The sequence below is a fragment of the Bacillus sp. FSL K6-0994 genome, assembly GCF_038630815.1.
GTDB lineage: Bacteria > Bacillota > Bacilli > Bacillales > Bacillaceae > Bacillus > Bacillus safensis.
In genome coordinates this window covers 2,443,810-2,469,122 of sequence record NZ_CP152043.1, presented here as the reverse complement: position 1 = coordinate 2,469,122, position 25,313 = coordinate 2,443,810, and the positions used below count along the sequence as shown (strand labels likewise).

Here is a 25,313-nt window from a genome sequence, read left to right as displayed (position 1 = left end):
ATGCTTCATTTTATTGATCGTCCTAAAAGATGCTTCAACGCCAATGAAAACGACAAAGAAAATTATAATCCAACTAACTAAGTCTGCCCAAATATTGGACATGTTAATAACACCAAATTTACTTAATCCCGATTGAATTACAAAGGAGATTAAAGCAGTTATAAACACAGACAGAAACCAATTTGTTTTTTTCAATTAAACCACTTCCTTTCAAAAATTAAAGGAATTTGCAAACATACTTGGTTGTTTTATTTTCATTCTTGTAACGTTTGCAAAATTCATGGCCGCCCATATCTAAAAGCTTTTTACCTAACCATGCTAGACCTGCGCCAGCCAATACTTTGGCCGCCCATATCACTAGCGGAGCAACCATAGTTGTAATTTCGCCTTTTTTCTGTGCAACTAATTGATCTTGATACACTTTTTCAGCATCAGTTCCGGCCAATGATTCTAAATGATTTTTGATCTCTAATGAAATATCCTTTGGTAAACCAACATTGATCACTTTGGATTCATCAAAGGAAAAAGTTTTATCTACTTCATTGTATGTAGCAGCTTCAAAAATAGCCTGTGCAATTCTTTGTTGTTTTTGAGGGTCCCATTGTTCTTTGGCTGATGCCTGCCCAAAAGCAGAAGTGATTCCAAGAGTCACAATAAGTGTTAATACAAGTGTAAGTTTTACATTTAGCTTGCGCAATAAACCGTTCATACTAAACATCCTCCCCCTAAAAGTATTGTCCTACACCCGTATGGTAACAATTAACAGGTTTTATTTTCCATACTTTTTATAAAAATGGTAAAAATAGACTAAATGAAAATCCCGCCGTTTGTGACGAAATTGTGAAATGTTCTTATTTAAACCGCCATTCCTTCTTCTCCTTATCCCATTCAAGTTCATTTCTTGATATAAGGTTCTTAACCGCCTTACGGATTGCTGGCTCATCCTTCCCCGTTTTCCTTTTAAGGTCATCCATCGAAGGGTTCTTGCGAAATCGGCTCATATTATAAATGATTCGGTATAACTTCCTTTCAAGATCCGTCATGGTATACCCTCCTGAAATAAGAATATACGTTCGATTATAAACGGGAATAAATAGCCCTTCAAGTCGAAGGACTATTTTAGAATGGTTGATTTACTTTTAATTATCATGTTATCCTCTGATCGTTCATAGGAGAATTTGGATGCGTTCTTATCACTTATGTATGGCACTTTCCAGAATACGGATAACTGCGAAATTGAGTCATTATCCGATCCAATCTTAGCAGCTAAATCTTCACTAAACATTTCCGTCATATTATAAGATGTTTGAGCAGAATTCTTTGCATCAAATGACAAGTGAACAAGAGCAATTAATTTATTCGGCTCATCCGCACCCATATCTTCATTAATTTCAATTTTTTCAATTGAAGCAGTAGTGTAATTATCTTCTATAATAGATTCAATTTCATATTCAGCATCACTCTTCAAAGATTCTAATTCATCTTCTTCATCTGCTGCTTCTGTTTCTTCGGAATCTGTTTCATTGTGTTTTGTCAGCAAACCACTTTCAATTTTAAAGCTTAGCTGGTCATCTTCGAAATATAAGCGAGCTGACGAATCATTTTCAATTCCATTTTCTCCTTCGTATCCCCAATTAAAATCATTATCACCATCTATTTCTTCTGACATAGCGGAACCACCAACGATTTTTTTAACTTCTTCTGGTGTCATTCCTTCTTTTAATTGTTTGTATTCTTTAGGAGTTATTGATGAAATTTTGTGACCTTCGTATTTCCAAACAAATGAATTCAAAAATGATATAGATAATAATATAAGAAGAGAAGAAAAAAATATGTTCTTACCTGCTCTTCTTGATTTCGGGAAAATTAATAAGAGAAGGCCAAAACCAATTCCTATAACCATTAGACCAGCGAATATTGAAATGAAAATATACATTTGGTTCCCCCTAAGGATAGGTACTTTTTGAATCAATAACCATTATATAACAATAGAGGGATTTGTGAATGATTTTCAACGAAATCTTCAATATAGATGTTATAATTTTTAAGAAAAACAAATAATTGGGGTGTGTTGCATGCACTTTCGCAAAGAAGCAGTTGGTGAAATCATTAAATATGACGACTACCCTTATAAAATATATACAAGGGTTTCAACGGACAGAGATGAACAAATAAGTTCTAAAGAAAACCAGATCGACGTTTGCAGGTACTGGATCGAGCAACATAATTATGAATGGGATGACCGTTCTGTTTTGTTAGATGATGGTATTAGTGGTACTGTTCTTGAAGATAGGGCAGCAATGAAATACATTTTTTCATTGGCGGAAAAGAAAGAAATAAAAATGGTGATTTTTAAGTCCATCACACGTCTTGCCCGTGATTTAAAAGATGCGTTATACATCAGAGAGATTCTAGTGTCTAATGGGGTTCGTGTCGTTACACTCGAAGAAGATTATGACTCTCTTTACGAGAGTAAGGCGTCAATGAAATTTGAAATGTCTGCTCTGTTTGCGGAGCAGTTACCTAAGTCTATGTCAGTCAATATAAGTGGTGTACTTGCAGCAAAAGCACGCCGTGGGGAGCACTCTGGGCGTGTACCATATGGTTATACGAAAGATGGTAAACACCTTGTAATTAACGAAAGTGAAGCTCAAGTAATTAGGATGATTTTCCACCTTTATAACAACGAGGGGCTAGGTCAGAAAAGAGTTACATATGCATTGCAAGAAAAGTGCAAAATTGGTGAAATACCACCTCCTAGAACAACAAAAAATTGGCAGCTTACAACAGTTCAAACCATATTAAAAAACCCAATTTATTGTGGCGTGCACATTGCTAATAGACATACCACGATCAAAGTTGATGGTAGAAAAAAATTTATAAGAAATCCACCTGAAAAATGGAACATTTATGAAGACTTTTGCCCGCCGATTGTCTCAAGAGAAGAGTGGGAGAAAGCAAATAATAAACCAACAGTTAATAAAAAAACTAAATTCACACCGTGGAATGAGCTTAGACAGTTGCTTATTTGCGGGAAATGCGGATCTAATATGGTCATTATTCAAACCAGCAGAGCTAAAAAGAACGGAGAGAAAACATATTGGAAATATGTTAAATGCAGTAATTACAGGAGATCTGGGCCCGAAGGCTGTGTGAACCATGTTCCCATCACTTATGAAGAGGTCCGAGATTTAGTTATTGAAAATCTCATTGAATTCTCTAGGGATATATCACATGACTACAAAAAAAATGCATTTGAGCAAAAAGAAAAACAAATAAAGTCTATAAAAGCAGAGTTGAAATCTCTAGAAGCGAAAAATAAAAGGTTGCTTGAACTTTATTTAGAAGATCAAATGATTACCAAATCAGAATTTCAAATGAAGAGAAATGACATTCAAGCTAAAATTGTTAAGTTTGAACAGAGTTTATTTTCCTTACAGCAGGTTCATGATGAGAAAAGTTCAATGATGGAAATGCAGGCGGTTCTACGAGAGCTTGAAGACAAAGAGAACGATTTGAAGCATGTGTTTGATAAGCTTATTGATCATATTGTTATCCATCCAAACGGGAAAATGAATTTTCATTATAGATTTAAATGATCCTGTAAGTTATACTCATTTGTAAAAGGTATGCATAACAAATGCCATGCAAAAGCTAGGAGTCAAAGGCCGTTCACAGGCCGTAGTCGAGCTTCTGCGTATGGGTGAGCTAGAGCTCTAAAGTCAGCCGGTTTTCCTTCCATATCGGGAAGGAACCGGTTATTTCTATATGGTTTCCATGAGTCTCTTCTTGCATTTTCTTTGAAAAACGAGGAAAATAGACATGTACGTTTTAATCAAAGTGAGATGCTATAGTGAGGTATCAATTAAATGGAAACGAATGAGTCAGGCCATGTTGCAGAGATTGAAAAATCATTGCGTCACATTGCCGCAATTATTAAGCAAAAAGGCAGAGAAATCCTGAATCAATATACGATTACACCTCCACAATTCATTGGGCTTCAGTGGCTTTATGAATTCGGAGATATGACAATAGGCGAGCTATCACAAAAGATGTACTTGGCTTGCAGTACAACCACTGATTTAATTGATAGAATGGAAAAAAGTGAGCTTGTCGAACGGGTGAAAGATCCATCTGACCGCCGCGTGGTTCGCATTCATTTATTGCCTGAAGGCGAGCGGATCATTCAAGAAGTGATTGCTAAACGCCAAGAATACGTCAGTGAACTTCTAGAGGCTTTCTCAGAAGAAGAAGCCATCGTTTTCAACCAATCCTTAACGAAACTACAGCAGCAAATGAAAAGAAAATGAGGCGATTTTGTTGGATCAACCAATCGGCGTCATTGATTCCGGCGTCGGCGGTTTAACCGTTGCAAAGGAAATCATGAGACAACTGCCAAAAGAAAAAATCATTTATGTAGGCGATACAAAACGATGTCCATATGGCCCAAGGAAAGAAGAAGAAGTTCTTCAATATACATGGGAAATGGCACACTACTTATTAAAACACCACCATATTAAAATGCTCGTCATTGCATGCAACACAGCAACAGCGATCGCACTGGATGAAATTAAAGCAACGCTTGATATTCCGGTTATTGGCGTCATTCAGCCTGGCGCCCGTACAGCAATTAAAGTGACGAACAACCAGCATATTGGCGTTATTGGCACAGTCAATACGATCAAAAGCGAGGCATACAAAGAAGCGCTGCTGTCACTAAAAGCAGGTCTAACAGTTCAAAGTCTGGCGTGTCCGCTCCTTGTCCCATTTGTGGAAAGCGGTACGTTTTTAGATCAGACAGCAGAGGCAGTGGTGAAAGATTCCCTTGAACCAATGAAGGAAACAGGAATTGATACACTTATACTTGGCTGTACACACTATCCGATTTTAAAAGAGCCGATTCAGCGCTTTATGGGCAGTGATGTCAGCATCATTTCATCAGGGGATGAGACAGCGAGAGAAGCGAGTACGATTCTTTCATATAAAGGGCTGTTAAATACCTCTAAAGAAGCGCCTGTGCATACATTTTACACAACGGGGCAGCAGCAAAATTTTCAAAACATCGCTCGTGACTGGTTTGGCTACCTGCCAGGGAAGGTCGAAACTGTGTCACTTGAACACATCTACCAGCAATAACCCCCTTCTATTTTGAAGTGGGTTATTTTTTTATGAAAAGGGTCTAATCCTCTGGGGGAGCTCGTATACATAGTAGTACAAACTACTAGAGGAGGGTGAAGTATGCTGAAAAAAGGATCTACAGCAGCTGTTACGTGTATCGCGTCAGCCATGCTTTTGTCAGGATGCGGATTGTTTCAAACAGACCAAGCGAAAACAGAGATTGACCCGCCACAAAACGTCACATATGTGAAAGAAAATAAAGAAGATAAACAAACAGCCAAAGAAGGAAAAGAAGAGAAGCAGGCAGATACGGTCATGAGAGAATTATATTTAATAGATAAAAACGGGTATGTCGTATCTCAATCCATTCCATTGCCGAAAAATGAAGGGAGTGCCAAACAAACCCTTGAATATCTCGTGGATGGGGGGCCTATTTCGAACTTAATGCCGAATGGATTCAGAGCAGTTTTGCCAGCGGATACGAGCGTATCTGTCGATATTAAAGACGGAACGGCGGTTGTCGATTTTTCAAATGAATTTAAAAACTATAAAAAAGAAGACGAGCAGCGCATTTTGCAATCTGTTACTTGGACGTTAACACAGTTTGATTCCATAGCCAAAGTCAAATTGAAGATGAATGGACATGAACTAAAAGAAATGCCTGTGAACGGTACACCTATCTCAGATGATTTAAGCAGAGAAGACGGTATTAATATCCAGCACGAGGCTGCTGCTGATATGACAGCGACAAAGCCAGTGACGGTTTACTATTTAGCTGAATCTGATGAACAGACGTACTATGTTCCGGTGACCAAAAGAGCGCCAAAAGACGAGGATGATCCGATTACAGCAGCGATTGATGAGCTCGTCTCTGGACCAAGCAAAAAAAGCCATCTGCTTACAGACTTCGATCAAGATGTGAAGCTGAATGATGTACCAAAAGTAAAAGATGGCCATGTGACACTTGATTTCAATGAATCCATTTTTGGCAGTGCAGATGAAAAGAAAAAGGTCATTTCACAAAAAGTTCTTGATAGCATTGTGCTCACATTAACCGAGCTGCCGGACGTCAAAAGCGTATCTGTCAAGGTGAACGGCAAGGCTGAGCTTGTGAACGAAAAAGGAGCAGAGCTTACAAAGCCGGTTTCACGACCAGAACAAGTGAATACAGGTAGTTTTTAACGTCACACATTGATATAATGGAGAAAAAGAGGCATGCATATTCGCTGCCTCTTTTTTATTCCAAGCGATTAGAACGAGCTGAGGTTGTCAAAGTTAGTAGGAGAACCCCGCTGGCACTCGCGAGGAATGTATATCGTAACGGAGGTAAAACATGAGATTAGATGAAAGACAATATGACGAATTGAGAAAAATTGAAATAGAGGCAGGCTACATCACGCACCCAGAAGGCTCTGTCTTAATCTCAGCGGGAAATACGAAGGTGATTTGTAACGCATCGATCGAAGACCGCGTACCTCCTTTTTTAAGAGGAGAAGGAAAAGGCTGGATCACAGCAGAATATAGCATGCTTCCAAGAGCAACTGCACAAAGAACGATAAGAGAATCATCTAAAGGAAAAGTCACAGGACGCACTATGGAGATTCAGCGTTTAATTGGACGAGCACTCCGCGCAGTCGTTGACTTAGAAAAGCTTGGCGAACGCACCATTTGGATTGATTGTGATGTTATTCAAGCAGACGGCGGCACACGCACAGCGTCGATCACAGGTGCTTTTGTTGCCATGACACTTGCGATTCAAAAGCTACGAGCTGAAAGAGTTATCAAAGAAAACCCGATTACTGATTATTTAGCGGCGATATCCGTCGGAATTGATTCTCAGCAAGGTCTTCTGTTAGATTTAAACTATGAAGAAGATTCTTCTGCTGAAGTAGATATGAATGTCATCATGACAGGCGCTGGTCGCTTTGTTGAACTTCAAGGAACAGGCGAAGAAGCGACATTCTCAAGAGAACAACTAAACGGACTGCTTGATTTAGCTGAAAAGGGCATCAAAGAATTAATCGAGAAGCAAAAAGCAGTAACAGGAGAAGTCATCGAATAAAGAGAAGGGTTTGATCAGGATGAAAACAGCCATCATTGCAACGCACAATGCGGGCAAAGCGAAAGAATTCAAAGCCATTCTTGAGCCAAAAGGATTCACGGTCAAAACACTAGCAGACATTGGCTTTACTGAAGAAATTGAAGAAACAGGACAAACCTTCGAAGAAAATGCCATCATCAAAGCGGAGGCCATTCAAGCCAAAGCAGGTGAAATGGTCATTGCAGACGATTCCGGTCTGTCGATTGATTATCTGGGCGGAAAACCTGGCGTGTATTCAGCGAGATACGCAGGTGAGCATAAAGACGATGCGAAGAATGTGGAAAAAGTGCTGAGCGAACTTCAAGGCATTGAAAAAGAAGACCGCACAGCCAGATTCAGATGTGCCCTTGCTGTCAGCATACCGGGAAAAGAAACAAAGACGGTAGAAGGATCAGTAGAAGGCTTCATCGCTGAAAAACCTATCGGCGAACATGGCTTCGGATACGACCCAATTTTCATCGTTAAAGACAAAGACCAGACGATGGCCGAGTTAACACCAGAGGAGAAAAACAAGATCAGCCATCGAGCGGTCGCGCTTCAAAAGCTTTCATCACTGCTAGACGCAAATGAATAAGGGGGAATGAAGCCATGAAGATACTCATCATTAGTGACAGTCATGGACTCACAGACGAACTTCAAACCATTGCCAAACGGCATGCGGCTGAAGTTGACATGATGATTCACTGCGGAGATTCAGAACTCGAAACGAACCACCCAGCACTCGAAGGATACAAAGTCGTCAAAGGAAATTGTGACTTTATGGGCGATTTTGAAGAAGAGCTCCTGCTCCCACTTGATGGAGGCGGAAAACTATTTCTCACTCACGGACATCTGCATGGCATCAAACAATCCTTACTTCAAGTCTACTACCGTGCAGAAGAGCTGGGCGCAGACATTATCTGCTTTGGCCACTCGCACATCCCAGGCAGTGAACTGCTCAGAGGAAAACTGCTCATTAACCCAGGCAGCGTGCACTTGCCAAGAGTGCGAAAAGAGCGCAGCTATGCTATACTGACACTAGATGGAAGCGAAGCAAACGTACAGTTTTTCACGGACGAAGGTCTTGCAATACAAGACCTCGAAAACACTGTCACATTGGAAGGTATTTCATAAGGGTGCAGCATTTGCCCCTTATGAAAAAACTTTCGAAAAACCGTTGACTTTAAAGAACAATAGTAATATAATAAATCTTGTCGCTGAGGTAATACACCAAAGCACACTACATAACAACATGTCCCAGTAGCTCAGCAGGATAGAGCAACGGCCTTCTAAGCCGTCGGTCGGGAGTTCGAATCTCTCCTGGGACGTACTAAATTAAAAGCCTGAAACCCTTTATTATCAAGGATTTCAGGCTTTTTTGTTTTTTAGAACTTAAGTTCGTAACTCACTTCAAAATAGGGTTTTGGGAGCGGATTTATTTTTAGGTATTTCTGTTCTCTGTTTTTGTATCAAAGAAGCTATCAAAATGGGTGACTGATTTCTGATCAGCTTCTTCAATGACTATGAACGTAAATGGATCAAAATCAAAAATGTATAAATTGAAAAATAGAATTATATTTGAAGGTTAGCGACTAGATATATTTAAAACAGAAACAAATGAAAAGCCCTTCTAATTTGAAGGGGCTTTTCTTAGTTATTCATCACTGTCCAATTCCCATATTTTTGGGCCATCTGCTATATAAACTGCACTTGGTGTATCTTCATAAAGAGAAATCTCAAACAAAGTGTTTCCCTCAATTAACCAAGTATATAAACTGTCTTTTTCATGATTAAGGGGAGGAGATAAAATCTTATTTACTTGAAAGACTGTAGCGTAATATTCTTTATAATTGATGTCATCATCTTCTAGACCGTTATCAGTTTCAAAAAATGTATCAGTTCTCCCGATTAGCCTTAATCCATTTTCATATTCCAATTTAAGGTCTCTATTTTTGTATTTTGATAATGTTTTAAATAAAGAATCAGGTTCCATGTCAATCCTCTTTTCTCATATTTAGGATGGTTGTGAAGGCACGATGTGAGCGCCGTTTTTACTATAATGTATAATGCCCCTTGTAGTCTCTTCATACTTATTGGTCTCTGTATTGTAATGCTTTCCTATGACTTGACCAAAATCCACTCTTTCTTTATTTTTTGTTTTTAACATATCACCAGTACCTGCATGTTTATCAAGCAATTTTTGTGCTTTTTTATTATCTCCAAAGAAGATACTCTTTGTTTTACCATTAGCTATCTCCTGTTTATAGTTAGGTGCATCAGGAATATGTTTCTCTTGAGCACCTGGTTTTACTTTTGCCGGGAAACCATTTACTTCACGATACGGACCTTTTGGTACGGAATGTTTGCCGAAGGAAGGTGTTTTGACAATCTTCTTGGCTGCTTTATCTCCTTTCATTATTTTAAATGCGTATTTTCCAACTTTAGCGATTTTAGCTCCTGGTATCATGTACAAGCTTGATACTAGACGGTCCATGTCAGTGACTTTGTCACCTGTGACAGGGTCTCTCCCTGTGATGACTCGAATGGCATCATTTATTCCTGTAAATTCAACCGCTGTATTTAAGATGTTTGAGGTTTGTTCACCCGTTTTCAAGTCAGAAATCTTTGTGATGCTTTCAATATTCACTTTGTTTTGATCCGATATTCGTAACCGATATAGCATTCCATCTCGAATAACTTCAACTGTTTTGTCTTTTTTAGCGCACTGCTGTACTCTTCAATGACAATCTGAAAGAATTGCAAAAAGGGAATGTGACACTCCATATAAAAATCTTTTATCGCAAAGCCATGGGTTTTTTAAAATTGTTCTCTGATTATAGTCTCAGGCAGTTTCTGATTGAACTTGCTATTTTAAGAGGCTCTCTTTAGTAAGGCCCTTTCTAATGCTTTTTTACTATTAATTTCTCCTTAAAAAGATCAATTATTCTATAAAAATTTAAAAACACTCCGATAATGAAGAAGTAAGATAATGAAAAGGGAGTGTTATTTTTGAAAAAATGGATCGTCATGATGTTACTAGTAATCTTTTCATTCACGCAGTCAATTCAAATGGTACATGCGGCTAAGGATGAATGGAATCAATTAGCTGATTTGCCAACAGCAAGAGTGGGAGCTGTAGCTAATGCTGTAGATGGGAAAATTTATGTAATTGGTGGGTTTAATGCGGACAAAGAAACGTTAGAATATGATCCATCTATAAATAAATGGACTAAAAAAAATAATATACCAACTGGAAGAGGGGGAGCAGCATCAGTAGTAGTAGGTTCAAAAATATATGTCCTTGCTGGAAAACATACGGGTTTTACTTATAATAAGTTCGAGGTGTATGATACAAAAAAAGATGAATGGGAAAAACTACCTGATATTCCCTTTATTAGCAAATCAAAAGGCTCTTATAACGTTCAAGCGGGTGTTATTGGAAATAAAATTTATGTACTAGGCGGTAAAGAATTTTTTAGTTATGATCTAACCAGTCAAACATGGAAAGAGGAAGCTCCTCTAAATGTTAAAAATGAAGGTGCAATTGGCCTAGTACTAGACGATAAATTTTATATATTTGGGAAAAATGATAAGGGTGAAGTTTTTGAATATAATGCATCAAAGGAAGCCTGGTCTGTCAAGAAAAAAGGATTTGTTAAAGGGTATCTAAGTGGTGTTACTTATAAAAATAACATGGTATTTCCTGCTGCTTCACCAAGAGATTTATTTGTGTATGATACTGAACAAGAAGGATTAGTCAGAATAGAAGTACCTTATCATAATATGCGTATAGGAGCTTCAGCAGTAGTTATTGATGATACATTATACCTTATAGGTGGTAGAGATTATAATGCGAATTATACAGAGATTGCAGATCAAAACTACAAATCCGTCATCTCTTTATCTTTAAAAGACTTGCAATTTCCAAACAACACTGAAACACCCGGTGACAAAGATCCAGAACCGACAACACCACCAAAAGACGATTCTACAAATCCAGGCGACAAAGACCAAGAACCAACCACACCGCCTAAAGACGATGCAACAAATGAAGACGGTGATGCCCTTCTCATCATCACAATGGTCAATGGCTTACAGAAAGAGTATGACCTTTCCATGAAAGAAGTCAACGCTTTCCTATCCTGGTACAAAAAACGTGATGCCGGAGAAGGACCAGGTTTTTATGAAATTGATGAGCATGACAACAACAAAGGTCCTTTTGAAAGTAAAAAGGATTATGTGGTGTTCAAAAACATTCTCATGTTCGAAGTCAATAAATATAAGAAGTAATTGAAATCAAAGCCATCTAGTCCAACTAGATGGCTTTTGCGTTAGTTCGACAGCTTTCAGCAATTTTAAGGCAAATTTAAGATCGAATTTCATTTCAAATACATTAAATCTTTGTTACAATAAGACAGCTTTGCTCAAAAGAGACGTTCCAAGGTTCGACATTTTTTTAGCATTTCTTAAAAATTTTATCGTTTGATATGAAACTCTTTGAATGAGTCATGCGTCTCTATAAGTGTCAAAAGAAAAGAGGTTATCAATATGCTATTCAAAAAGCTATCAGAAAATAAGTCTGTAAAATGGATAGGATATACAAGCTTTTACTTACTTATTTTGCTATTATTGTTCTTTATTTACGGATTCCATACAGCAAATACGGGATCATTCATTTACAACGATTTTTAATTGGAGATTAAATTATGAAACTATTACAAACGATTCATGAATACCAGCAAACAAAACCAACACAGCCAGCATTTGTTTCTCAACATGCGTCGATCACATATGATGAGCTTTGGCATTTATCAGACCAAATGGCTGGTGCGATTGATGCAGTCGCAGCTGGCAGTGCACCTGTCATTGTATACGGTCATATGGAGCCAGAGATGCTGATTTCTTTCTTAGGCAGTGTGAAATCAGGCAGACCGTATATTCCGGTCGATATCTCAATACCTGTCGAGCGTATCGTCTCAATTATTGAAAGCTCAAAAGCCAGTCTATTGATTTGTGCAAATGAGCAGAATGTATTAGATGTAGAAGAGCACATTGAAGTGAAGAGTGCGGCATCGCTTTTAGCACTTGAAAAAGAAGCACCGCCATCCACGCAGTGGGTTCAACAAGATGATGTTTTCTACATTATTTATACCTCTGGCAGTACAGGAAAACCGAAGGGCGTTCAGGTAACGGCCAATAATTTAGAAAGCTTTACAGATTGGATGTGCCGTGACTTCCCAATTGGTGAGGGACGCACATTCTTAAATCAAGCACCATTTTCTTTTGACTTATCAGTGATGGATCTTTATCCAGCGCTTCAATCAGGCGGCACGCTTTACTGTTTAGTAAAAGATCTCGTCAATAAGCCAAAGGATATGTTTGCAGCACTTGGTCAATCTGACGTTGAAGTGTGGACATCCACACCTTCTTTTGTGCAAATGTGCTTAATGGACCCTTCCTTTACAGGGGAGCTTTTACCTCAGCTAAAAGTTTTCTTGTTCTGCGGTGAGGCGCTTCCTGTAGCTGTAGCAAGTGCACTTCTGGAGCGTTTTCCAAAGGCGCAGGTCTTTAATACGTATGGTCCGACTGAAGCAACTGTTGCGATCACATCGATTGAAGTCACAGAGGAGATTCTTGATCAGCACGATTCTTTACCAGTCGGCTATGCCAAACCTGATACAGACATCGTCATTTTAGATGAAGAAGGCAAGACACTTCCTGATGGTGAAAAAGGGGAAATTGTCATCGTGGGCCCAAGCGTCACGAGAGGCTACTTAGGTGAACAAGCCTTAACGGATAAAGTGTTCTTTGAATACGAGGGACGCCCTGCTTACCGTACAGGTGACGCAGGTGTGGCGCAGGATGGATTAATTACGTGCCATGGCCGTCTCGACTATCAAATTAAGCTTCATGGATATCGGATGGAGCTTGAAGAAATTGAATATCATGTGAGCGAGACAACCTATGTCAATGCTTGTGTGATTGTGCCATTCCAGCCAAACGGTCATGTCGAGTACTTGATTGCAGCGATTGTTCCAGCAGCTCATTCATTTGAAAAAGAGTATCAGCTGACAAGTGCGATTAAGAAGGAAATGGCGGATTCACTGCCAGCGTACATGATTCCAAGAAAATTTGTGTATCTTGAGCAGCTGTACATGACGCCAAACGGGAAGGTTGACCGTAAGAGAATCGCGAAAGAGGTTCTTCTATGATTCCGTTTAGTTCATTCTTTTTCTTCATTCTAATTGGTATTCTTCTTTTGCCGACGATCATTCTTGGTCTTCGCGGCAAAAGAATGCAGGGCTACAACATGTTTGCAACGGTGGTGGCGCTGGCACTTATTTTCTCAAAGGATGCCCATAGCGCGCTGCTGCTCTTCTTGTTCACGGTGTGGCAAGTCTTCATCATCCGCCTGTACCTTGCATATCGGTTAAAGGCGAATCAGGCATCTGTTTTCTATGCAGCAGTGGTGGCATCTATTTTGCCGCTTGTGCTGTCTAAGATTTTACCATTCTTTTTAACTCATCAGCCGCACCAGCCGCCGCCAATGAACTGGCTGAGCTTTTTGGGGATCTCGTACTTAACATTTAAAGGTGTTCAGTTAATTATTGAAACAAGAGACGGCTTGATTAAGAAGAAAATCCCGATTCACCGTTTGGTCTATTTCATTGTCTTTTTCCCGACGATTTCATCAGGTCCGATTGACCGTTACCGCCGATTTGAAAAGGATATGGATACGCCGCCTGAAAAAGAAGCATACAGTGATCTTCTATATGCCGGTATTCATAAAATTTTTATTGGCTTCTTATATAAGTTCATTATTGGCTATCTGATTCACACATATATTCTGATGAATATCCATCACATTAGCAGCAGTCACTTTGTTCAGCAGTTAACATATATGTATGCTTACAGCATGTATTTGTTCTTTGACTTTGCTGGATATACAGCATTTGCTGTAGGTGTGAGTTATATTATGGGGATTAAATCACCAGAGAACTTTAATAAACCGTTTATCAGCCGAAACATTAAAGACTTCTGGAATCGCTGGCACATGTCCCTGTCCTTCTGGTTCAGAGACTACGTGTTTATGAGATTTGTGTTCTTTATGACTAAAAAGAAGTGGATCAAGAACCGAATGGCTGTATCAAATATTGGGTACTTTGTCCTTTTTCTATTGATGGGTGCTTGGCATGGTCTTGCCCTTCAATATATTATTTACGGACTATATCATGCAGTTGTCATGTCCGGTTACAATTTATTTGAGAAATGGAATAAAAAGCACAAGTGGTGGCCGGATAATAAGGTCACAATGGTTGTGTCGATCATTATTACATTCCATGTGATTTGTTTCGGATTTTATATTTTTTCAGGAAAACCATTTCATCATTAATGATTAAGGGAGTAGAAAATTATGGAATTTAAAAATCAAGTATACGGTATTATTGCAGAGGTTTGTCAGGATGACGTTGTGAAAGAAAATCCAGAGATTGCGATTTTTGAAGAAGGTCTTCTTGATTCATTTGGTACAGTAGAACTGCTTATGGCAATTGAAAGTCAACTCGGAATCACTGTTCCGATTACAGAATTCGATCGTGATGTGTGGGATACGCCGAATCATATTGCTGAGCAGCTGGCAGAGATGAAGTAATGAAAAAGCGTTTTTTTGGGCCGCTTATTTTAGCGGCTGTTCTATTCATTGGTGTTCTTCTTGTACCAAATGCATGGCTTTCACACCTGATCCCAAAAGACAAATTACAAAAGTCAGCCACAGAATTAGATCCAGGGATGTTTCAAGGGCTCTATTTACAAGATGAAATGCTAAAAGATCCAACTTATTTGCCGATCTATGGATCTTCTGAACTATCACGTTTTGATCCATATCACCCTTCGAATTTCTTTCATGAGAATCCTCAAGGGTTTACACCTTATCTTATTGGAAAAGGTGGATCGCAATCATTAATTCATGCGATGAACTTCGCAGCGCATATGGATGAATTAAAAGGGAAGAAGCTTGTATTTATCGTGTCTCCGCAGTGGTTTGTGAAATGGGGATCTGACGAGAATCACTTTGCACCTAACTATTCAGCGCTTCAAGCGCTGAATCTCGCCTATAATAAAGAAATTGATCCAACTGTGAAAAAAGAACTGATTAAAAGAATCATGAAGTTTAAAGCAGTCAAAAACGACATGGTGATTACAGAGCTTTTTAAAGCAGAGCTATCTGGGAACAAGTTCGCTTATGGCGCGATTTCTCCTATTGCGAAAATGTATTATGGTATGCTTCAAAAGAAAGACATGTACTATACGATTGGATCGGGGCATGAGCGCAAGCTTCAACCGTCTCCTTCAGTCAAAGGAAAAACATGGGCTGAGCTTGAAAAAGAAGCGAGCATTTTTGGTGCGAAAAGAGCAGGGGACAACCCGTTTTATATTAACCAAAAACTGTTTGACCACAAGCTGAAACCGATTATGAAAAAGATGAAGGATTCCCGTGAAGGTCATTCTTATGCCGAATCACCAGAATACAAAGATTTTCAAATCATGCTGGATATTTTAAAACAGGCAGGGGCGAAGCCTTTGTTTGTGACGATTCCTGTCAACGGAAAGTGGTATGATTACACCGGTTTTCCGAAAGAAGGCCGTACAGGTTATTATGAAAAAATCAATCGTCAAATTCGAGATAATGGGTATGAAGTCGCGGATTTGACTAAGCATGAGTACGATCCATATTTCTTTAAAGATACGATTCATGTGTCTTATAAAGGATGGGTGTACATCGATAAGGCAATTGAAAAGTTTTACAAAGAGCAGTAGAATGCAGCAGCTTTCTGCTGCTTTTTGTTTGTCGAATCAGCGGATATCTTGTATAACTGAGGGAAAAGGGCTATGCTGTAGATGGAGGCGATATGATGAATCGTTCTGAGAAAAAAGAACTATTAAAGCGTTCAAAGAAGCATTTTAATGATCATGCCTTTTGGGAAAAGTTAAAAAAGACGGCACAAAAAGCAGGTGTCTCTCTTGTCTATGCTGTGCTATTACTTTACTATACATTGCAAAAACCCGAAGTGCCGGTCAAAGCAAAGACCTTGATTATTGGAGCACTCGGCTATTTTATCCTTCCACTTGATCTCATTCCGGATACATTGATTGGCGTCGGCTACACAGATGATTTAGGAGCCATCACATTTGCTCTGCTTCAAGTAGCAATGTACATTGATGATGATGTGAAAGGGAAAGCAAAAGACAGGCTGTCAAAATGGTTCGGTGAAAAAACGGATACGTCTCTGATTGATCAAAAGCTTGAGGATGGCGGTATGCCGTCTGCATAAAGAAAAGCCTCCGTTATTGGAGGCTTTTTTCTTTACCCTAAAAATTTCACGCAAACTGGATGAGGGACGGTAATGTCTGATTGTAAGACAGTGAGACGTCCTGTTTCTTTGTCGCGTTTGTATAACACAAGATTGCTAGATTCTTGGTTTGAACCGACGAGGAATTCTTCTGTTGGATCAAGCACAAAATCTCTAGGCCAGTTTCCTTCAGAAGAAGCAATCTCGACTAGGCTTAATTGGCCGTCATCATCTGCTTTAAAAATCGCAATGCTATCATGACCGCGATTTCCTGCATAAACAAATTGTCCGTCTGAAGAGACATGAATGGCACTGCCTTGATTGTTCTCTGTAAAATCGCTTGGAATGGTCGCGATTGTTTGGATCTCTTCAAAATGACCATCTTCAAAGTAACGAAGCACAATGACCTCGGAGCTTAGCTCTGTCATTACATATGCCACAGGTTTCGTTGGGTGGAATGTGATATGACGAGGTCCGCTGCCAGGCTTTGTTTCAAATGTATGAGCAAGCTCAAGTTTGCCGTCTTCTTTCTTATACGTATAAATTCCATCTGTTCCAAGGTCAACAGCTACTGCAAATTGTTCATCTGGCGTGAGACCCATAAAGTGAGTGTGCGGTTTTTCCTGACGATCTTCGTTAGGGCCAGTTCCTTCATGCTGCGCCTGTGAGAGCGTGCGGATCACTGAGCCAGTTTCAGCATCGATTTCATACATCTCTGCTGTCCCTTTATGATAATTCGCTGTATACGCCGTTTTCGTTTGACTGTCCACGCTGACGTGGCAAGGAGAAGCTCCATCGGCAAGCTCTTGGTTGATGAAGTGAAGTCTGCCTGTTGTTGAATCAATTTGATACGCAGCAAGGCCGCCCTGTGAGCCCTTTTTCACAACAGCATAAACAAACTTTTGATCCTCTGACACGGTTAAATATGTAGGATTTTCAAGTTCAGCAGCGACTTCTACTTGCTCAATCTGCTGCTTGTCCGTATTTAATGTAAACGTATAAACACCTTTACTGTCTGCCTTTGTATACGTACCAATATAACCTCTGATGTTAGCCATGTATTGCCCTCCTTCTATTAGATGCTCTCATTCTATCATAAATTCATAGGAAAACGCTTTAGAAAGGCATGTCAAAAGAAAAAACGAAGTCATTGAAATCTCACAATATTCATCAAAAATCATGTGAAAAAATATCACAAAAGTTTTCTCAAAAGAAAAGCGTTCATGTAAAGTAAATAAATTGAAGAAAAAATACAAAAAATTTTAAGTTTTTTCATTCCTTGTCTAGCAAAGGTGTAAGCGTATACATTTAATTTTGATTAGTCTAAATTGTCTAATAATTTTAAAAATGCTGTTGACACTGTATGGAAAGCGGCGTAAGATGGGTTCAACAAAAGCTAAACAAACACGCAGTGCAAGCGAGAGACACTTCAATATAAAGTGTCTGAAAATTCAACTACTTTTTGTTTGAAAGAGAGGGTGCTCACTGAAAATGGAAGACCAAAAGGAACAGTGGATCTTTTTAAACGATGAACTCGTGAAAAAAGAGGATGCGAAAATTTCAGTTTACGATCATGGCTTCTTATATGGCGACGGTGTGTTCGAAGGGATTCGCGTATATAACGGAAATATCTTTCGAATGAAAGAACATTTAGACCGCCTGTATGATTCCGCCAGATCCATTATGCTGAACATTCCATATTCACTTGAGGAACTCACGGAGAAAATGATTCATACAGTTGAAAGGAACGGCCTAAAGGATGCCTATATCCGCCTTGTCGTCTCAAGAGGAGCGGGTGATCTTGGTTTAGACCCTAACAACTGCGGGAGAGCCAACACAGTGATCATTGTAGAGCCGCTGGCCATTTTTCCAAAGCACCTATATGAAACGGGTATTGATATTGTGACGGTTCCAACAAGACGAAATCGTCCAGATGTCCTTAGCCCAAAAGTGAAATCATTAAATTATTTGAATAACATTCTTGTCCGAATCGAAGCCCATATGGCCGGTGTGAGTGAAGCATTGATGCTGAACGATCAAGGGTACGTGGCGGAAGGTTCTGCAGACAACGTGTTTATTTATAAAAAAGGCAAGCTTTATACACCGCCAGGTTATATCGGCGCACTTGAAGGCATCACAAGAAATGCCCTCATGGAGATTGCAGAAGACTTAGGCTACGAAGTGAAAGAAGAACCATTCACAAGACATGATGTGTATACAGCTGAAGAAGTATTTCTAACAGGAACCGCAGCCGAAGTCATCGCCGTTGTAAAAGTTGACGGCCGTACAATCGGTGAAGGGAAACCTGGGTTCCACACAAACAAACTTCTTGAACAATTCCGCAAGCGAGTAGTTGAAGAAGGAGAAAAAGTCGTTTTTGCAGATGAAAACATTCATGCAAGCTAAATAGATATCGATAAACGTTGAAGAGGACTAGTAGCTTTAGAGTCAGTATCTACAGAGAGCCGGTGCTAGCTGGAAACCGGTGTTACTTTCTAAAGTGAACTCACCTCTGAGTGTCTGCTTGAAATGATAGTAGGGCAGACCGAGTGACATTGCTCACTCGTTACCAAAATGGACGAAAGATGTCCATGAGACGGCAGCAGGGTTTGCCGTGAACAAGGGTGGTACCGCGAAAAACAAAGCTTTTTCGCCCCTTTGACCTAGTGAAAAGTAGTGTCATTGTGGGGTGAGAAGGCTTTTTTATATGGTCTCATATCTCTATCTTGAATAGAAAAGGGTGAAAGGACTTGACTGAAGCAAGACAAAGAGGAGGAAATCAAATGGGGACAAATGTACAAATGGAGACGGAAAAATCAAAAGCGCCACAAACGATGAACGGTGCACTCATGTTAATTGAAGCACTTAAAAGAGAAAAAGTAGAAGTCATTTTCGGCTATCCGGGCGGAGCGGTTTTGCCAATCTACGATAAAATTTACGATTCTGGTTTATTTCATGTCCTGCCAAGACATGAGCAGGGAGCGATTCACGCAGCAGAAGGATATGCAAGAGTATCTGGTAAACCGGGTGTTGTCATTGCCACATCAGGGCCGGGAGCGACAAATCTTGTGACAGGAATTGCAGATGCGATGATTGATTCACTTCCCCTTGTTGTATTCACAGGGCAGGTGGCAACGTCAGTCATTGGATCGGATGCTTTCCAAGAAGCTGATGTACTCGGCATCACAATGCCAATTACAAAGCACAGCTATCAGGTAAGAAATCCAGAGGAATTACCGGGTGTCATTAAAGAGGCGTTCCATATCGCAACAACAGGCAGACCTGGTCCAGTCTTGATTGATATTCCAAAAGATGTCGCAGGCATTGAAGGAACGTTTGAATATGATCAGCCAATTGATTTACCTGGTTATCAGCCAAAAGTAGAGCCAAACTATTTGCAAATTCGCAAATTAGTAGAAGCTGTCAGCAGAGCGAAGAAACCAGTCATTCTAGCAGGAGCCGGCGTACTTCATGGCAAAGCATCTGAAGAATTAAGACAGTATGTAGAGCAGCAGCAAATCCCAGTCGCTCATACATTGCTTGGACTTGGCGGATTCCCGGCAAAGCATCCTCTTTTCCTAGGGATGGCTGGTATGCATGGCACATATGCAGCGAACATGGCTCTTCATCAATGTGACCTGCTCATTTCAATCGGAGCAAGATTTGATGACAGGGTAACAGGCAACCTTAATCATTTTGCGAAACATGCGAAGGTGGCTCATATTGACATCGACCCAGCGGAAATCGGCAAGAACATTCATACCCATATCCCGGTTGTTGGAGACAGTAAGCTCGTTCTTGAAGAGCTGATCAAGCAGGACGGGAAGCAAGGGGAATCAGACGAATGGAAAAATCAATTAGATCAGTGGAAGGAAGAATATCCACTCTGGTACGTTGAAAACGAAGCAGAAGGCTTTAAGCCTCAAAAGCTGATTGAATACATTCATCAATTCACAAAAGGTGAAGCCATTGTCGCAACTGATGTCGGACAGCATCAAATGTGGGCGGCGCAGTTCTATCCATTTGAAAATGCAGATAAGTGGGTCACATCTGGAGGTCTTGGCACAATGGGCTTCGGATTACCAGCAGCCATCGGCGCTCAGCTGGCTGATCAAGAGGCAACTGTTGTGGCAATTTTAGGAGACGGAGGTTTCCAAATGACCCTGCAAGAACTTGCCGTTATCCGTGAGCTGAACCTTCCAGTCAAAGTGATTGTACTCAATAATCACAGCCTTGGAATGGTAAGACAATGGCAAGAAATTTTCTACGAAGAACGCTACTCACATTCTAAATTTTCAGAGCAGCCAGACTTCGTCAAATTATCTGAAGCTTATGGCATTAAAGGAATCAGAATCTCATCAGACGAAGAGGCGAAAGAAAAGCTTGAAGAAGCCTTAACCTCTAGAGAGCCTGTTTTCATCGATGTCAATGTAGCGAGAGATGAAAAAGTATTCCCGATGGTAGCACCGGGGAAAGGACTTCATGAGATGGTGGGGGTGAAACCTTGAAAAGAATTATTGTGTTGACTGTATTAAATCGATCAGGCGTACTGAACAGAATCACAGGCCTCTTTACTAAAAGACACTACAACATTGAAAGCATTACGGTCGGCCATTCTGAGATTCAAGATGTATCACGCATCACGTTCGTCGTCCATGTAGACCAGGAGAAAGACATCGAACAGCTGACAAAACAGCTGAACAAACAAATCGATGTTCTGAAAGTAACAGACATTACAAACCAATCAATCGTTCAGCGAGAGCTGGCTTTGATAAAAGTCGTATCTGCACCAGCATCAAGAATGGAGATCACAGGGGTCATTGAACCTTTTAGAGCTTCTATTGTAGATGTAAGCAGAGAGAGTGTCGTCATTCAGGTGACAGGTGAGTCTTCAAAAATTGAAGCACTCATTGAATTACTTAAGCCATACGGCATTAAAGAAGTCGCCAGAACTGGCACCACGGCCTTTGCGAGAGATAATCAGCAAAAGCCGCAAACAAATAAAACAATTTCAATTGTCTAAACAAAAGGAGAGAGTCAAATGGTAAAAGTATATTATAACGGTGATATTCAAGAAAACGTATTAAATGGTCAAAAGGTAGCAATCATTGGTTACGGTTCACAAGGTCATGCACATGCGTTGAACTTAAAAGAAAGTGGCGTAGATGTTATTGTCGGCGTGAGAAAAGGCGGATCTTATACAAAAGCACAAGAAGACGGCCATCAAGTGTTCACAGTAAAAGAAGCAGCAGCACAAGCAGACGTAGTCATGGTACTACTTCCAGATGAGCAGCAAAAGAAAGTATATGATGAAGAAATCAAAGATCAATTAGAAGCTGGCAACTCACTTGTATTCGCACACGGATTCAACGTTCACTTCCATCAAATTGTTCCTCCAAGTGACGTAGACGTGTATCTTGTAGCTCCAAAAGGTCCAGGACATCTTGTGAGAAGAACATATGAGCAAGGCGCTGGTGTACCTGCCCTATTTGCTATCTATCAAGATGTATCTGGCCAAGCGAAAGACAAAGCACTTGCTTATGCAAAAGCGATCGGCGGAGCAAGAGCGGGCGTTCTTGAAACAACATTTAAAGAAGAAACAGAAACGGATCTATTCGGTGAGCAGGCAGTTCTTTGTGGAGGTCTTACTTCACTAGTAAAAGCAGGATTCGAAACGTTAACAGAAGCTGGTTATCAGCCAGAGCTTGCATACTTCGAGTGTCTGCATGAACTGAAATTAATCGTTGACCTTATGTATGAAGAAGGATTAGAAGGCATGAGATATTCAATCTCTGATACAGCACAATGGGGTGACTTCGTATCAGGACCTCGTGTTGTGGATGCAAAAGTAAAAGAATCAATGAAAGCTGTTTTGACTGATATCCAAAACGGAACATTTGCAAAAGAATGGATTGTTGAAAACCAAGTGAATCGTCCGCGTTTCAATGCAATCAATGCAAATGAAAATGAGCACCAAATTGAAATCGTTGGTAGAAAGCTTCGTGAAATGATGCCTTTCGTTAAACAAGGAAAGAAAAAGGAAGCGGTGAGCGTCGGTGCGGAAAATTAATTTTTTTGACACAACACTTCGAGATGGAGAGCAATCTCCAGGAGTGAACTTAAATGCACAAGAAAAGCTAATCATTGCAAAGCAGCTTGAGCGCCTTGGGGTTAATATCATTGAAGCGGGTTTTCCCGCTTCATCCCGAGGGGATTTCTTAGGCGTACAAGAAATAGCAAGAACGATTAAAAGCTGTTCTGTAGCTGGTCTTGCACGATGTGTGAAAGGTGACATTGATGCTGCATGGGAAGCATTAAAAGATGGAGTGGAGCCAAGGCTTCATGTCTTTATTGCCACTTCTGACATTCACCTGAAGCATAAACTCAAGAAAACACGTGAAGAAGTCGTAGAACAGGCAGTCGCAATGGTGAAATATGCGAAAGAACGTTTTCCAGTTGTCCAATGGTCAGCAGAAGATGCGTGCCGTACAGATCTTGCTTTCTTGGCAGAAATTGTAGAAAAGGTGATTGACGCTGGGGCGAGTGTCATTAACTTGCCAGATACAGTTGGATACCTAGCGCCAAAAGAGTACGGAAACATCTTTAAATATATGAAGGAACACGTTCCAAATATCGACCGCGTCAACTTGTCCGCTCACTGTCACGATGATCTAGGAATGGCTGTGGCAAACTCACTTGCTGCCATTGAAAATGGAGCAGATCAAATTGAAACGGCTGTCAACGGAATTGGCGAGCGCGCTGGAAATGCTGCTTTAGAAGAAATTGCAGTAGCTCTTCATATTCGAAAAGACTTTTACCAGGTCGAATCAACGATTCAATTGAATGAAATTAAGCGTACAAGTGATGTAGTGAGCAAATACTCAGGAATGATTGTGCCGCGTAATAAAGCAGTCGTTGGAAACAACGCTTTTGCACATGAATCAGGTATTCACCAAGATGGTTTCCTCAAAGAAAAAACAACCTATGAAATTATTTCTCCAGAGCTTGTCGGTGTGACAACAGATGTGCTTGTCCTTGGAAAACACTCCGGAAGACACGCGTTTAAAGACCGTCTGAAAACACTAGGCTTTAAACTAACGGAAGACGAAATCAATAAATTCTTTGAGACTTTCAAGAACTTGACAGAGAAGAAGAAAGAAATTACAGATGATGATTTGATCTCTATTATATTAGAAGAAAAAGTAGCAGACCGAAAAATCGGCTATGAATTTGAAAGTCTGCAAGTGCACTATGGAACAGAACAAATGCCAACAGCAACAGTTTCTCTGAAAAACCAAGAAACACAGGAAGTCATTCAAGAAGCAGCTACAGGTGCAGGCAGTGTAGAGGCTGTGTACAACACGCTTGAGCGCTGTATGGAAGAAAGAATTCATTTGCTGGACTACCGCATTCAATCAAATGGAAAAGGCAGAGATGCACTAGCAGAAGTATATGTCACTGTTTCAATAGAAGGAAAAGAAACAGCAGGACGCGGTGTAGCGCAAGATGTACTTGAAGCATCGGCAAAAGCTTACGTCAATGCAGTGAACAGGCATTTAATCTTCAAATCAAATCTGATTGAAATTGAGAAACATCACGCGATTTCATAGGAAAGGAGGAAGGTTCTCATGAAAAAGAAAATTGCACTTTTGCCCGGCGATGGAATCGGACCGGAAGTCGTGACATCTGCAGTCGCAGTCCTTCAAGAGACAGCGGCTCAATTTAGACACGAATTCGAATTTGAAACTGCGCTAATTGGCGGTATCGCAATAGATGAAAAAAATAACCCGCTTCCAAAGGAAACAGTAGATGTATGCAAAAACGCTGATGCGATTTTATTAGGAGCAGTCGGCGGACCAAAGTGGGATCAAAACCCGCCAGAGCTTCGTCCAGAAAAAGGCCTGCTCGCCATTCGTAAACAGCTGGACTTATTTGCAAACATCCGCCCTGTAAAGGTGTTCGATAGTTTAAGCGGGGCATCTCCGTTAAAACAGGATCACATTAACGGAGTCGATTTCGTCATCGTTCGTGAATTAACAGGCGGTCTCTATTTTGGTGAACCAAGCGAACGCTATACGGATGATGAAGGAAAAGAAGCTGCCGTTGATACGCTCCTTTATACAAAGGAAGAAATTGTCCGCGTATTAAAAGAAGCGTTCGATATGGCGTTAACGAGACGGAAAAAAGTGACGTCTGTAGATAAAGCGAATGTTCTTGCTTCTAGTAAACTATGGCGGGATGCGGTAGAAGAAGTTGCTGCTCAATATCCAGAAGTTGAATTTGAGCATATGCTCGTCGACAATGCTGCCATGCAGCTGATTTACAAGCCCGCTCAATTTGATGTCATTGTGACAGAGAATATGTTCGGCGATATTTTAAGTGACGAAGCTTCGATGATTACTGGATCACTCGGCATGCTGCCATCTGCTAGTTTATCAAGCACAGGTCTTCATTTATATGAGCCAATTCATGGTTCAGCACCCGATATTGCGGGGCAAAACGTTGCAAATCCTCTGGCAACCATTTTATCAGCAGCAAGCTTGCTTAGAACTTCCTTTGCATTAGAAGAAGAAGCGGCTGCAATAGAAGAAGCTGTCGAAGCTGTTCTTGCCTCTGGCAAACGAACAAAAGATTTAGCAGCAAAAGAGGGAACTTATCAAACGACTGAAGAAATCACTAATGCGGTTGTAGACGCACTCAAGCAGCGCGTGCAAACCATTGTGTAAATAGAATCTTGTGGAATTAGGTAGAGGGAGGAAAAGGGT

General features: G+C 40.3%; 26 protein-coding genes, 1 tRNA gene, 2 pseudogenes and 1 other annotated feature. Of the genes and pseudogenes, 22 read left to right on the top strand and 7 right to left on the bottom strand.

All coding sequences use genetic code 11. The features are described 5' to 3' along the window. Nucleotides 1-217: 217 nt before the first annotated feature. The 3 genes from MHB69_RS12760 to MHB69_RS12750 form a co-directional block, all read right to left on the bottom strand. Complete coding sequence (locus tag MHB69_RS12760; protein ID WP_327862353.1) at nucleotides 218-709, bottom strand: hypothetical protein; 492 nt, start codon at nucleotides 707-709, stop codon at nucleotides 218-220. Nucleotides 710-851: 142 nt separating this feature from the next. Then, nucleotides 852-1,043, bottom strand: a complete 192-nt coding sequence (locus tag MHB69_RS12755; RefSeq protein WP_342495626.1) for a hypothetical protein — start codon at nucleotides 1,041-1,043, stop codon at nucleotides 852-854. A gap of 71 nt (nucleotides 1,044-1,114) precedes the next feature. Next, a complete protein-coding gene (locus MHB69_RS12750; RefSeq protein ID WP_342495625.1) occupies nucleotides 1,115-1,936 on the bottom strand; it encodes a hypothetical protein in 822 nt (273 codons plus the stop codon). Nucleotides 1,937-2,075: 139 nt separating this feature from the next. Between MHB69_RS12750 and MHB69_RS12745 the strand changes: the two genes are divergently transcribed. From MHB69_RS12745 to MHB69_RS12705, 9 genes and pseudogenes are all read left to right on the top strand, one after another. Beyond that, complete coding sequence (locus MHB69_RS12745; RefSeq protein ID WP_342495624.1) at nucleotides 2,076-3,599, top strand: recombinase family protein; 1,524 nt, start codon at nucleotides 2,076-2,078, stop codon at nucleotides 3,597-3,599. 34 nt (nucleotides 3,600-3,633) lie between these two features. Beyond that, a pseudogene (gene gerE / locus MHB69_RS12740) lies at nucleotides 3,634-3,720 on the top strand (spore germination transcription factor GerE); the annotation flags it as partial. A 149-nt stretch (nucleotides 3,721-3,869) separates the two neighbouring features. Then, nucleotides 3,870-4,310, top strand: coding sequence for a MarR family transcriptional regulator (locus MHB69_RS12735; RefSeq protein WP_034279763.1), 441 nt, complete (start codon nucleotides 3,870-3,872; stop codon nucleotides 4,308-4,310). A gap of 10 nt (nucleotides 4,311-4,320) precedes the next feature. Next, nucleotides 4,321-5,136 carry a glutamate racemase gene (racE, locus tag MHB69_RS12730; RefSeq protein WP_034279765.1) on the top strand — a complete coding sequence of 272 codons (816 nt, stop codon included), beginning with the start codon at nucleotides 4,321-4,323 and terminating at the stop codon, nucleotides 5,134-5,136. Nucleotides 5,137-5,238: 102 nt separating this feature from the next. Next, nucleotides 5,239-6,300, top strand: coding sequence for a GerMN domain-containing protein (locus tag MHB69_RS12725; RefSeq protein WP_034279767.1), 1,062 nt, complete (start codon nucleotides 5,239-5,241; stop codon nucleotides 6,298-6,300). 151 nt (nucleotides 6,301-6,451) lie between these two features. Next, nucleotides 6,452-7,180 carry a ribonuclease PH gene (rph, locus tag MHB69_RS12720; RefSeq protein ID WP_065214560.1) on the top strand — a complete coding sequence of 243 codons (729 nt, stop codon included), beginning with the start codon at nucleotides 6,452-6,454 and terminating at the stop codon, nucleotides 7,178-7,180. Nucleotides 7,181-7,190: 10 nt separating this feature from the next. Further along, complete coding sequence (locus MHB69_RS12715) at nucleotides 7,191-7,793, top strand: XTP/dITP diphosphatase (RefSeq protein WP_342495623.1); 603 nt, start codon at nucleotides 7,191-7,193, stop codon at nucleotides 7,791-7,793. Between the two features lie 14 nt (nucleotides 7,794-7,807). Further along, nucleotides 7,808-8,332 (top strand): metallophosphoesterase, encoded by a 525-nt coding sequence (locus MHB69_RS12710; protein ID WP_041115066.1) that lies wholly within the window; start codon nucleotides 7,808-7,810, stop codon nucleotides 8,330-8,332. A gap of 120 nt (nucleotides 8,333-8,452) precedes the next feature. Next, nucleotides 8,453-8,526, top strand: a tRNA-Arg gene (locus tag MHB69_RS12705). Nucleotides 8,527-8,852: 326 nt separating this feature from the next. Here the strand turns inward: MHB69_RS12705 and MHB69_RS12700 are convergent. The 3 genes and pseudogenes from MHB69_RS12700 to MHB69_RS12690 form a co-directional block, all read right to left on the bottom strand. Then, nucleotides 8,853-9,191 (bottom strand): hypothetical protein, encoded by a 339-nt coding sequence (locus tag MHB69_RS12700; protein WP_252049665.1) that lies wholly within the window; start codon nucleotides 9,189-9,191, stop codon nucleotides 8,853-8,855. A 21-nt stretch (nucleotides 9,192-9,212) separates the two neighbouring features. Beyond that, a pseudogene (locus tag MHB69_RS12695) lies at nucleotides 9,213-9,902 on the bottom strand (polymorphic toxin type 50 domain-containing protein); the annotation flags it as partial. Then, nucleotides 9,842-9,982: a hypothetical protein gene (locus MHB69_RS12690; protein WP_080769767.1), complete on the bottom strand. Its 141-nt coding sequence runs from the start codon at nucleotides 9,980-9,982 to the stop codon at nucleotides 9,842-9,844. The gene MHB69_RS12690 and the pseudogene MHB69_RS12695, both read right to left, overlap by 61 nt. 225 nt (nucleotides 9,983-10,207) lie before the next feature. Here MHB69_RS12690 and MHB69_RS12685 point away from each other — a divergent pair, with 225 nt between their 5' ends. The 7 genes from MHB69_RS12685 (at nucleotide 10,208) to MHB69_RS12655 (ending at nucleotide 16,530) form a co-directional block, all read left to right on the top strand. After that, nucleotides 10,208-11,488: a DUF1668 domain-containing protein gene (locus MHB69_RS12685; RefSeq protein ID WP_342495622.1), complete on the top strand. Its 1,281-nt coding sequence runs from the start codon at nucleotides 10,208-10,210 to the stop codon at nucleotides 11,486-11,488. A gap of 252 nt (nucleotides 11,489-11,740) precedes the next feature. Further along, nucleotides 11,741-11,890 (top strand): teichoic acid D-Ala incorporation-associated protein DltX, encoded by a 150-nt coding sequence (locus MHB69_RS12680; protein WP_024427820.1) that lies wholly within the window; start codon nucleotides 11,741-11,743, stop codon nucleotides 11,888-11,890. Nucleotides 11,891-11,904: 14 nt separating this feature from the next. Beyond that, on the top strand, nucleotides 11,905-13,410 hold the full coding sequence (gene dltA / locus MHB69_RS12675; RefSeq protein WP_342495621.1) for a D-alanine--poly(phosphoribitol) ligase subunit DltA: 1,506 nt from the start codon (nucleotides 11,905-11,907) through the stop codon (nucleotides 13,408-13,410). Then, on the top strand, nucleotides 13,407-14,591 hold the full coding sequence (dltB, locus tag MHB69_RS12670; RefSeq protein ID WP_342495620.1) for a D-alanyl-lipoteichoic acid biosynthesis protein DltB: 1,185 nt from the start codon (nucleotides 13,407-13,409) through the stop codon (nucleotides 14,589-14,591). Before dltA ends, dltB begins: the two co-directional genes overlap by 4 nt. 21 nt (nucleotides 14,592-14,612) lie before the next feature. Then, entirely contained in the window at nucleotides 14,613-14,849 is a 237-nt protein-coding gene (gene dltC / locus MHB69_RS12665; protein ID WP_024423191.1) for a D-alanine--poly(phosphoribitol) ligase subunit 2, read from the top strand. Next, nucleotides 14,849-16,015, top strand: a complete 1,167-nt coding sequence (dltD, locus tag MHB69_RS12660; RefSeq protein ID WP_025092477.1) for a D-alanyl-lipoteichoic acid biosynthesis protein DltD — start codon at nucleotides 14,849-14,851, stop codon at nucleotides 16,013-16,015. The genes dltC and dltD overlap by 1 nt, the downstream gene beginning before the upstream one ends. A gap of 95 nt (nucleotides 16,016-16,110) precedes the next feature. Next, nucleotides 16,111-16,530 carry a YkvA family protein gene (locus MHB69_RS12655; RefSeq protein WP_034279788.1) on the top strand — a complete coding sequence of 140 codons (420 nt, stop codon included), beginning with the start codon at nucleotides 16,111-16,113 and terminating at the stop codon, nucleotides 16,528-16,530. A gap of 32 nt (nucleotides 16,531-16,562) precedes the next feature. Here the strand turns inward: MHB69_RS12655 and MHB69_RS12650 are convergent, their stop codons facing one another. Continuing rightward, nucleotides 16,563-17,606, bottom strand: a complete 1,044-nt coding sequence (locus MHB69_RS12650) for a lactonase family protein (protein WP_070326429.1) — start codon at nucleotides 17,604-17,606, stop codon at nucleotides 16,563-16,565. Between the two features lie 433 nt (nucleotides 17,607-18,039). Between MHB69_RS12650 and ilvE the strand changes: the two genes are divergently transcribed. The 6 genes from ilvE to leuB all read left to right on the top strand — a co-directional run bounded on the left by ilvE (nucleotide 18,040) and on the right by leuB (nucleotide 25,274). After that, nucleotides 18,040-18,954, top strand: coding sequence for a branched-chain-amino-acid transaminase (gene ilvE, locus MHB69_RS12645; protein ID WP_120208323.1), 915 nt, complete (start codon nucleotides 18,040-18,042; stop codon nucleotides 18,952-18,954). 8 nt (nucleotides 18,955-18,962) lie between these two features. After that, nucleotides 18,963-19,209, top strand: a binding site (T-box leader). Nucleotides 19,210-19,331: 122 nt separating this feature from the next. After that, on the top strand, nucleotides 19,332-21,056 hold the full coding sequence (gene ilvB / locus MHB69_RS12640; RefSeq protein ID WP_025092480.1) for an acetolactate synthase large subunit: 1,725 nt from the start codon (nucleotides 19,332-19,334) through the stop codon (nucleotides 21,054-21,056). Next, nucleotides 21,053-21,571, top strand: a complete 519-nt coding sequence (ilvN, locus tag MHB69_RS12635) for an acetolactate synthase small subunit (protein ID WP_007501584.1) — start codon at nucleotides 21,053-21,055, stop codon at nucleotides 21,569-21,571. Before ilvB ends, ilvN begins: the two co-directional genes overlap by 4 nt. Before the next feature lie 18 nt (nucleotides 21,572-21,589). Next, on the top strand, nucleotides 21,590-22,618 hold the full coding sequence (gene ilvC, locus MHB69_RS12630; protein WP_024423187.1) for a ketol-acid reductoisomerase: 1,029 nt from the start codon (nucleotides 21,590-21,592) through the stop codon (nucleotides 22,616-22,618). After that, nucleotides 22,605-24,158: a 2-isopropylmalate synthase gene (locus tag MHB69_RS12625; RefSeq protein ID WP_034279793.1), complete on the top strand. Its 1,554-nt coding sequence runs from the start codon at nucleotides 22,605-22,607 to the stop codon at nucleotides 24,156-24,158. Before ilvC ends, MHB69_RS12625 begins: the two co-directional genes overlap by 14 nt. 18 nt (nucleotides 24,159-24,176) lie before the next feature. Beyond that, entirely contained in the window at nucleotides 24,177-25,274 is a 1,098-nt protein-coding gene (leuB, locus tag MHB69_RS12620) for a 3-isopropylmalate dehydrogenase (protein ID WP_034279795.1), read from the top strand. Nucleotides 25,275-25,313 lie beyond the last annotated feature (39 nt).

Excerpts from the sequence above, each read along its gene's own strand:
- rph (WP_065214560.1), top strand. The coding sequence starts at position 6,452 with ATGAGATTAGATGAAAGACAATATGACGAATTGAGAAAAATTGAAATA.
- MHB69_RS12710 (WP_041115066.1), top strand. The coding sequence starts at position 7,808 with ATGAAGATACTCATCATTAGTGACAGTCATGGACTCACAGACGAACTT.
- leuB (WP_034279795.1), top strand. The coding sequence starts at position 24,177 with ATGAAAAAGAAAATTGCACTTTTGCCCGGCGATGGAATCGGACCGGAA.
- MHB69_RS12690 (WP_080769767.1), bottom strand. The coding sequence starts at position 9,982 with ATGGAGTGTCACATTCCCTTTTTGCAATTCTTTCAGATTGTCATTGAA.
- MHB69_RS12650 (WP_070326429.1), bottom strand. The coding sequence starts at position 17,606 with ATGGCTAACATCAGAGGTTATATTGGTACGTATACAAAGGCAGACAGT.
- MHB69_RS12725 (WP_034279767.1), top strand. The coding sequence starts at position 5,239 with ATGCTGAAAAAAGGATCTACAGCAGCTGTTACGTGTATCGCGTCAGCC.
- MHB69_RS12735 (WP_034279763.1), top strand. The coding sequence starts at position 3,870 with ATGGAAACGAATGAGTCAGGCCATGTTGCAGAGATTGAAAAATCATTG.
- dltB (WP_342495620.1), top strand. The coding sequence starts at position 13,407 with ATGATTCCGTTTAGTTCATTCTTTTTCTTCATTCTAATTGGTATTCTT.
- dltC (WP_024423191.1), top strand. The coding sequence starts at position 14,613 with ATGGAATTTAAAAATCAAGTATACGGTATTATTGCAGAGGTTTGTCAG.
- MHB69_RS12700 (WP_252049665.1), bottom strand. The coding sequence starts at position 9,191 with ATGGAACCTGATTCTTTATTTAAAACATTATCAAAATACAAAAATAGA.
- MHB69_RS12745 (WP_342495624.1), top strand. The coding sequence starts at position 2,076 with ATGCACTTTCGCAAAGAAGCAGTTGGTGAAATCATTAAATATGACGAC.
- dltA (WP_342495621.1), top strand. The coding sequence starts at position 11,905 with ATGAAACTATTACAAACGATTCATGAATACCAGCAAACAAAACCAACA.
- MHB69_RS12755 (WP_342495626.1), bottom strand. The coding sequence starts at position 1,043 with ATGACGGATCTTGAAAGGAAGTTATACCGAATCATTTATAATATGAGC.
- ilvE (WP_120208323.1), top strand. The coding sequence starts at position 18,040 with ATGGAAGACCAAAAGGAACAGTGGATCTTTTTAAACGATGAACTCGTG.
- MHB69_RS12750 (WP_342495625.1), bottom strand. The coding sequence starts at position 1,936 with ATGTATATTTTCATTTCAATATTCGCTGGTCTAATGGTTATAGGAATT.
- MHB69_RS12760 (WP_327862353.1), bottom strand. The coding sequence starts at position 709 with ATGAACGGTTTATTGCGCAAGCTAAATGTAAAACTTACACTTGTATTA.
- dltD (WP_025092477.1), top strand. The coding sequence starts at position 14,849 with ATGAAAAAGCGTTTTTTTGGGCCGCTTATTTTAGCGGCTGTTCTATTC.
- ilvC (WP_024423187.1), top strand. The coding sequence starts at position 21,590 with ATGGTAAAAGTATATTATAACGGTGATATTCAAGAAAACGTATTAAAT.
- ilvB (WP_025092480.1), top strand. The coding sequence starts at position 19,332 with ATGGGGACAAATGTACAAATGGAGACGGAAAAATCAAAAGCGCCACAA.
- MHB69_RS12655 (WP_034279788.1), top strand. The coding sequence starts at position 16,111 with ATGAATCGTTCTGAGAAAAAAGAACTATTAAAGCGTTCAAAGAAGCAT.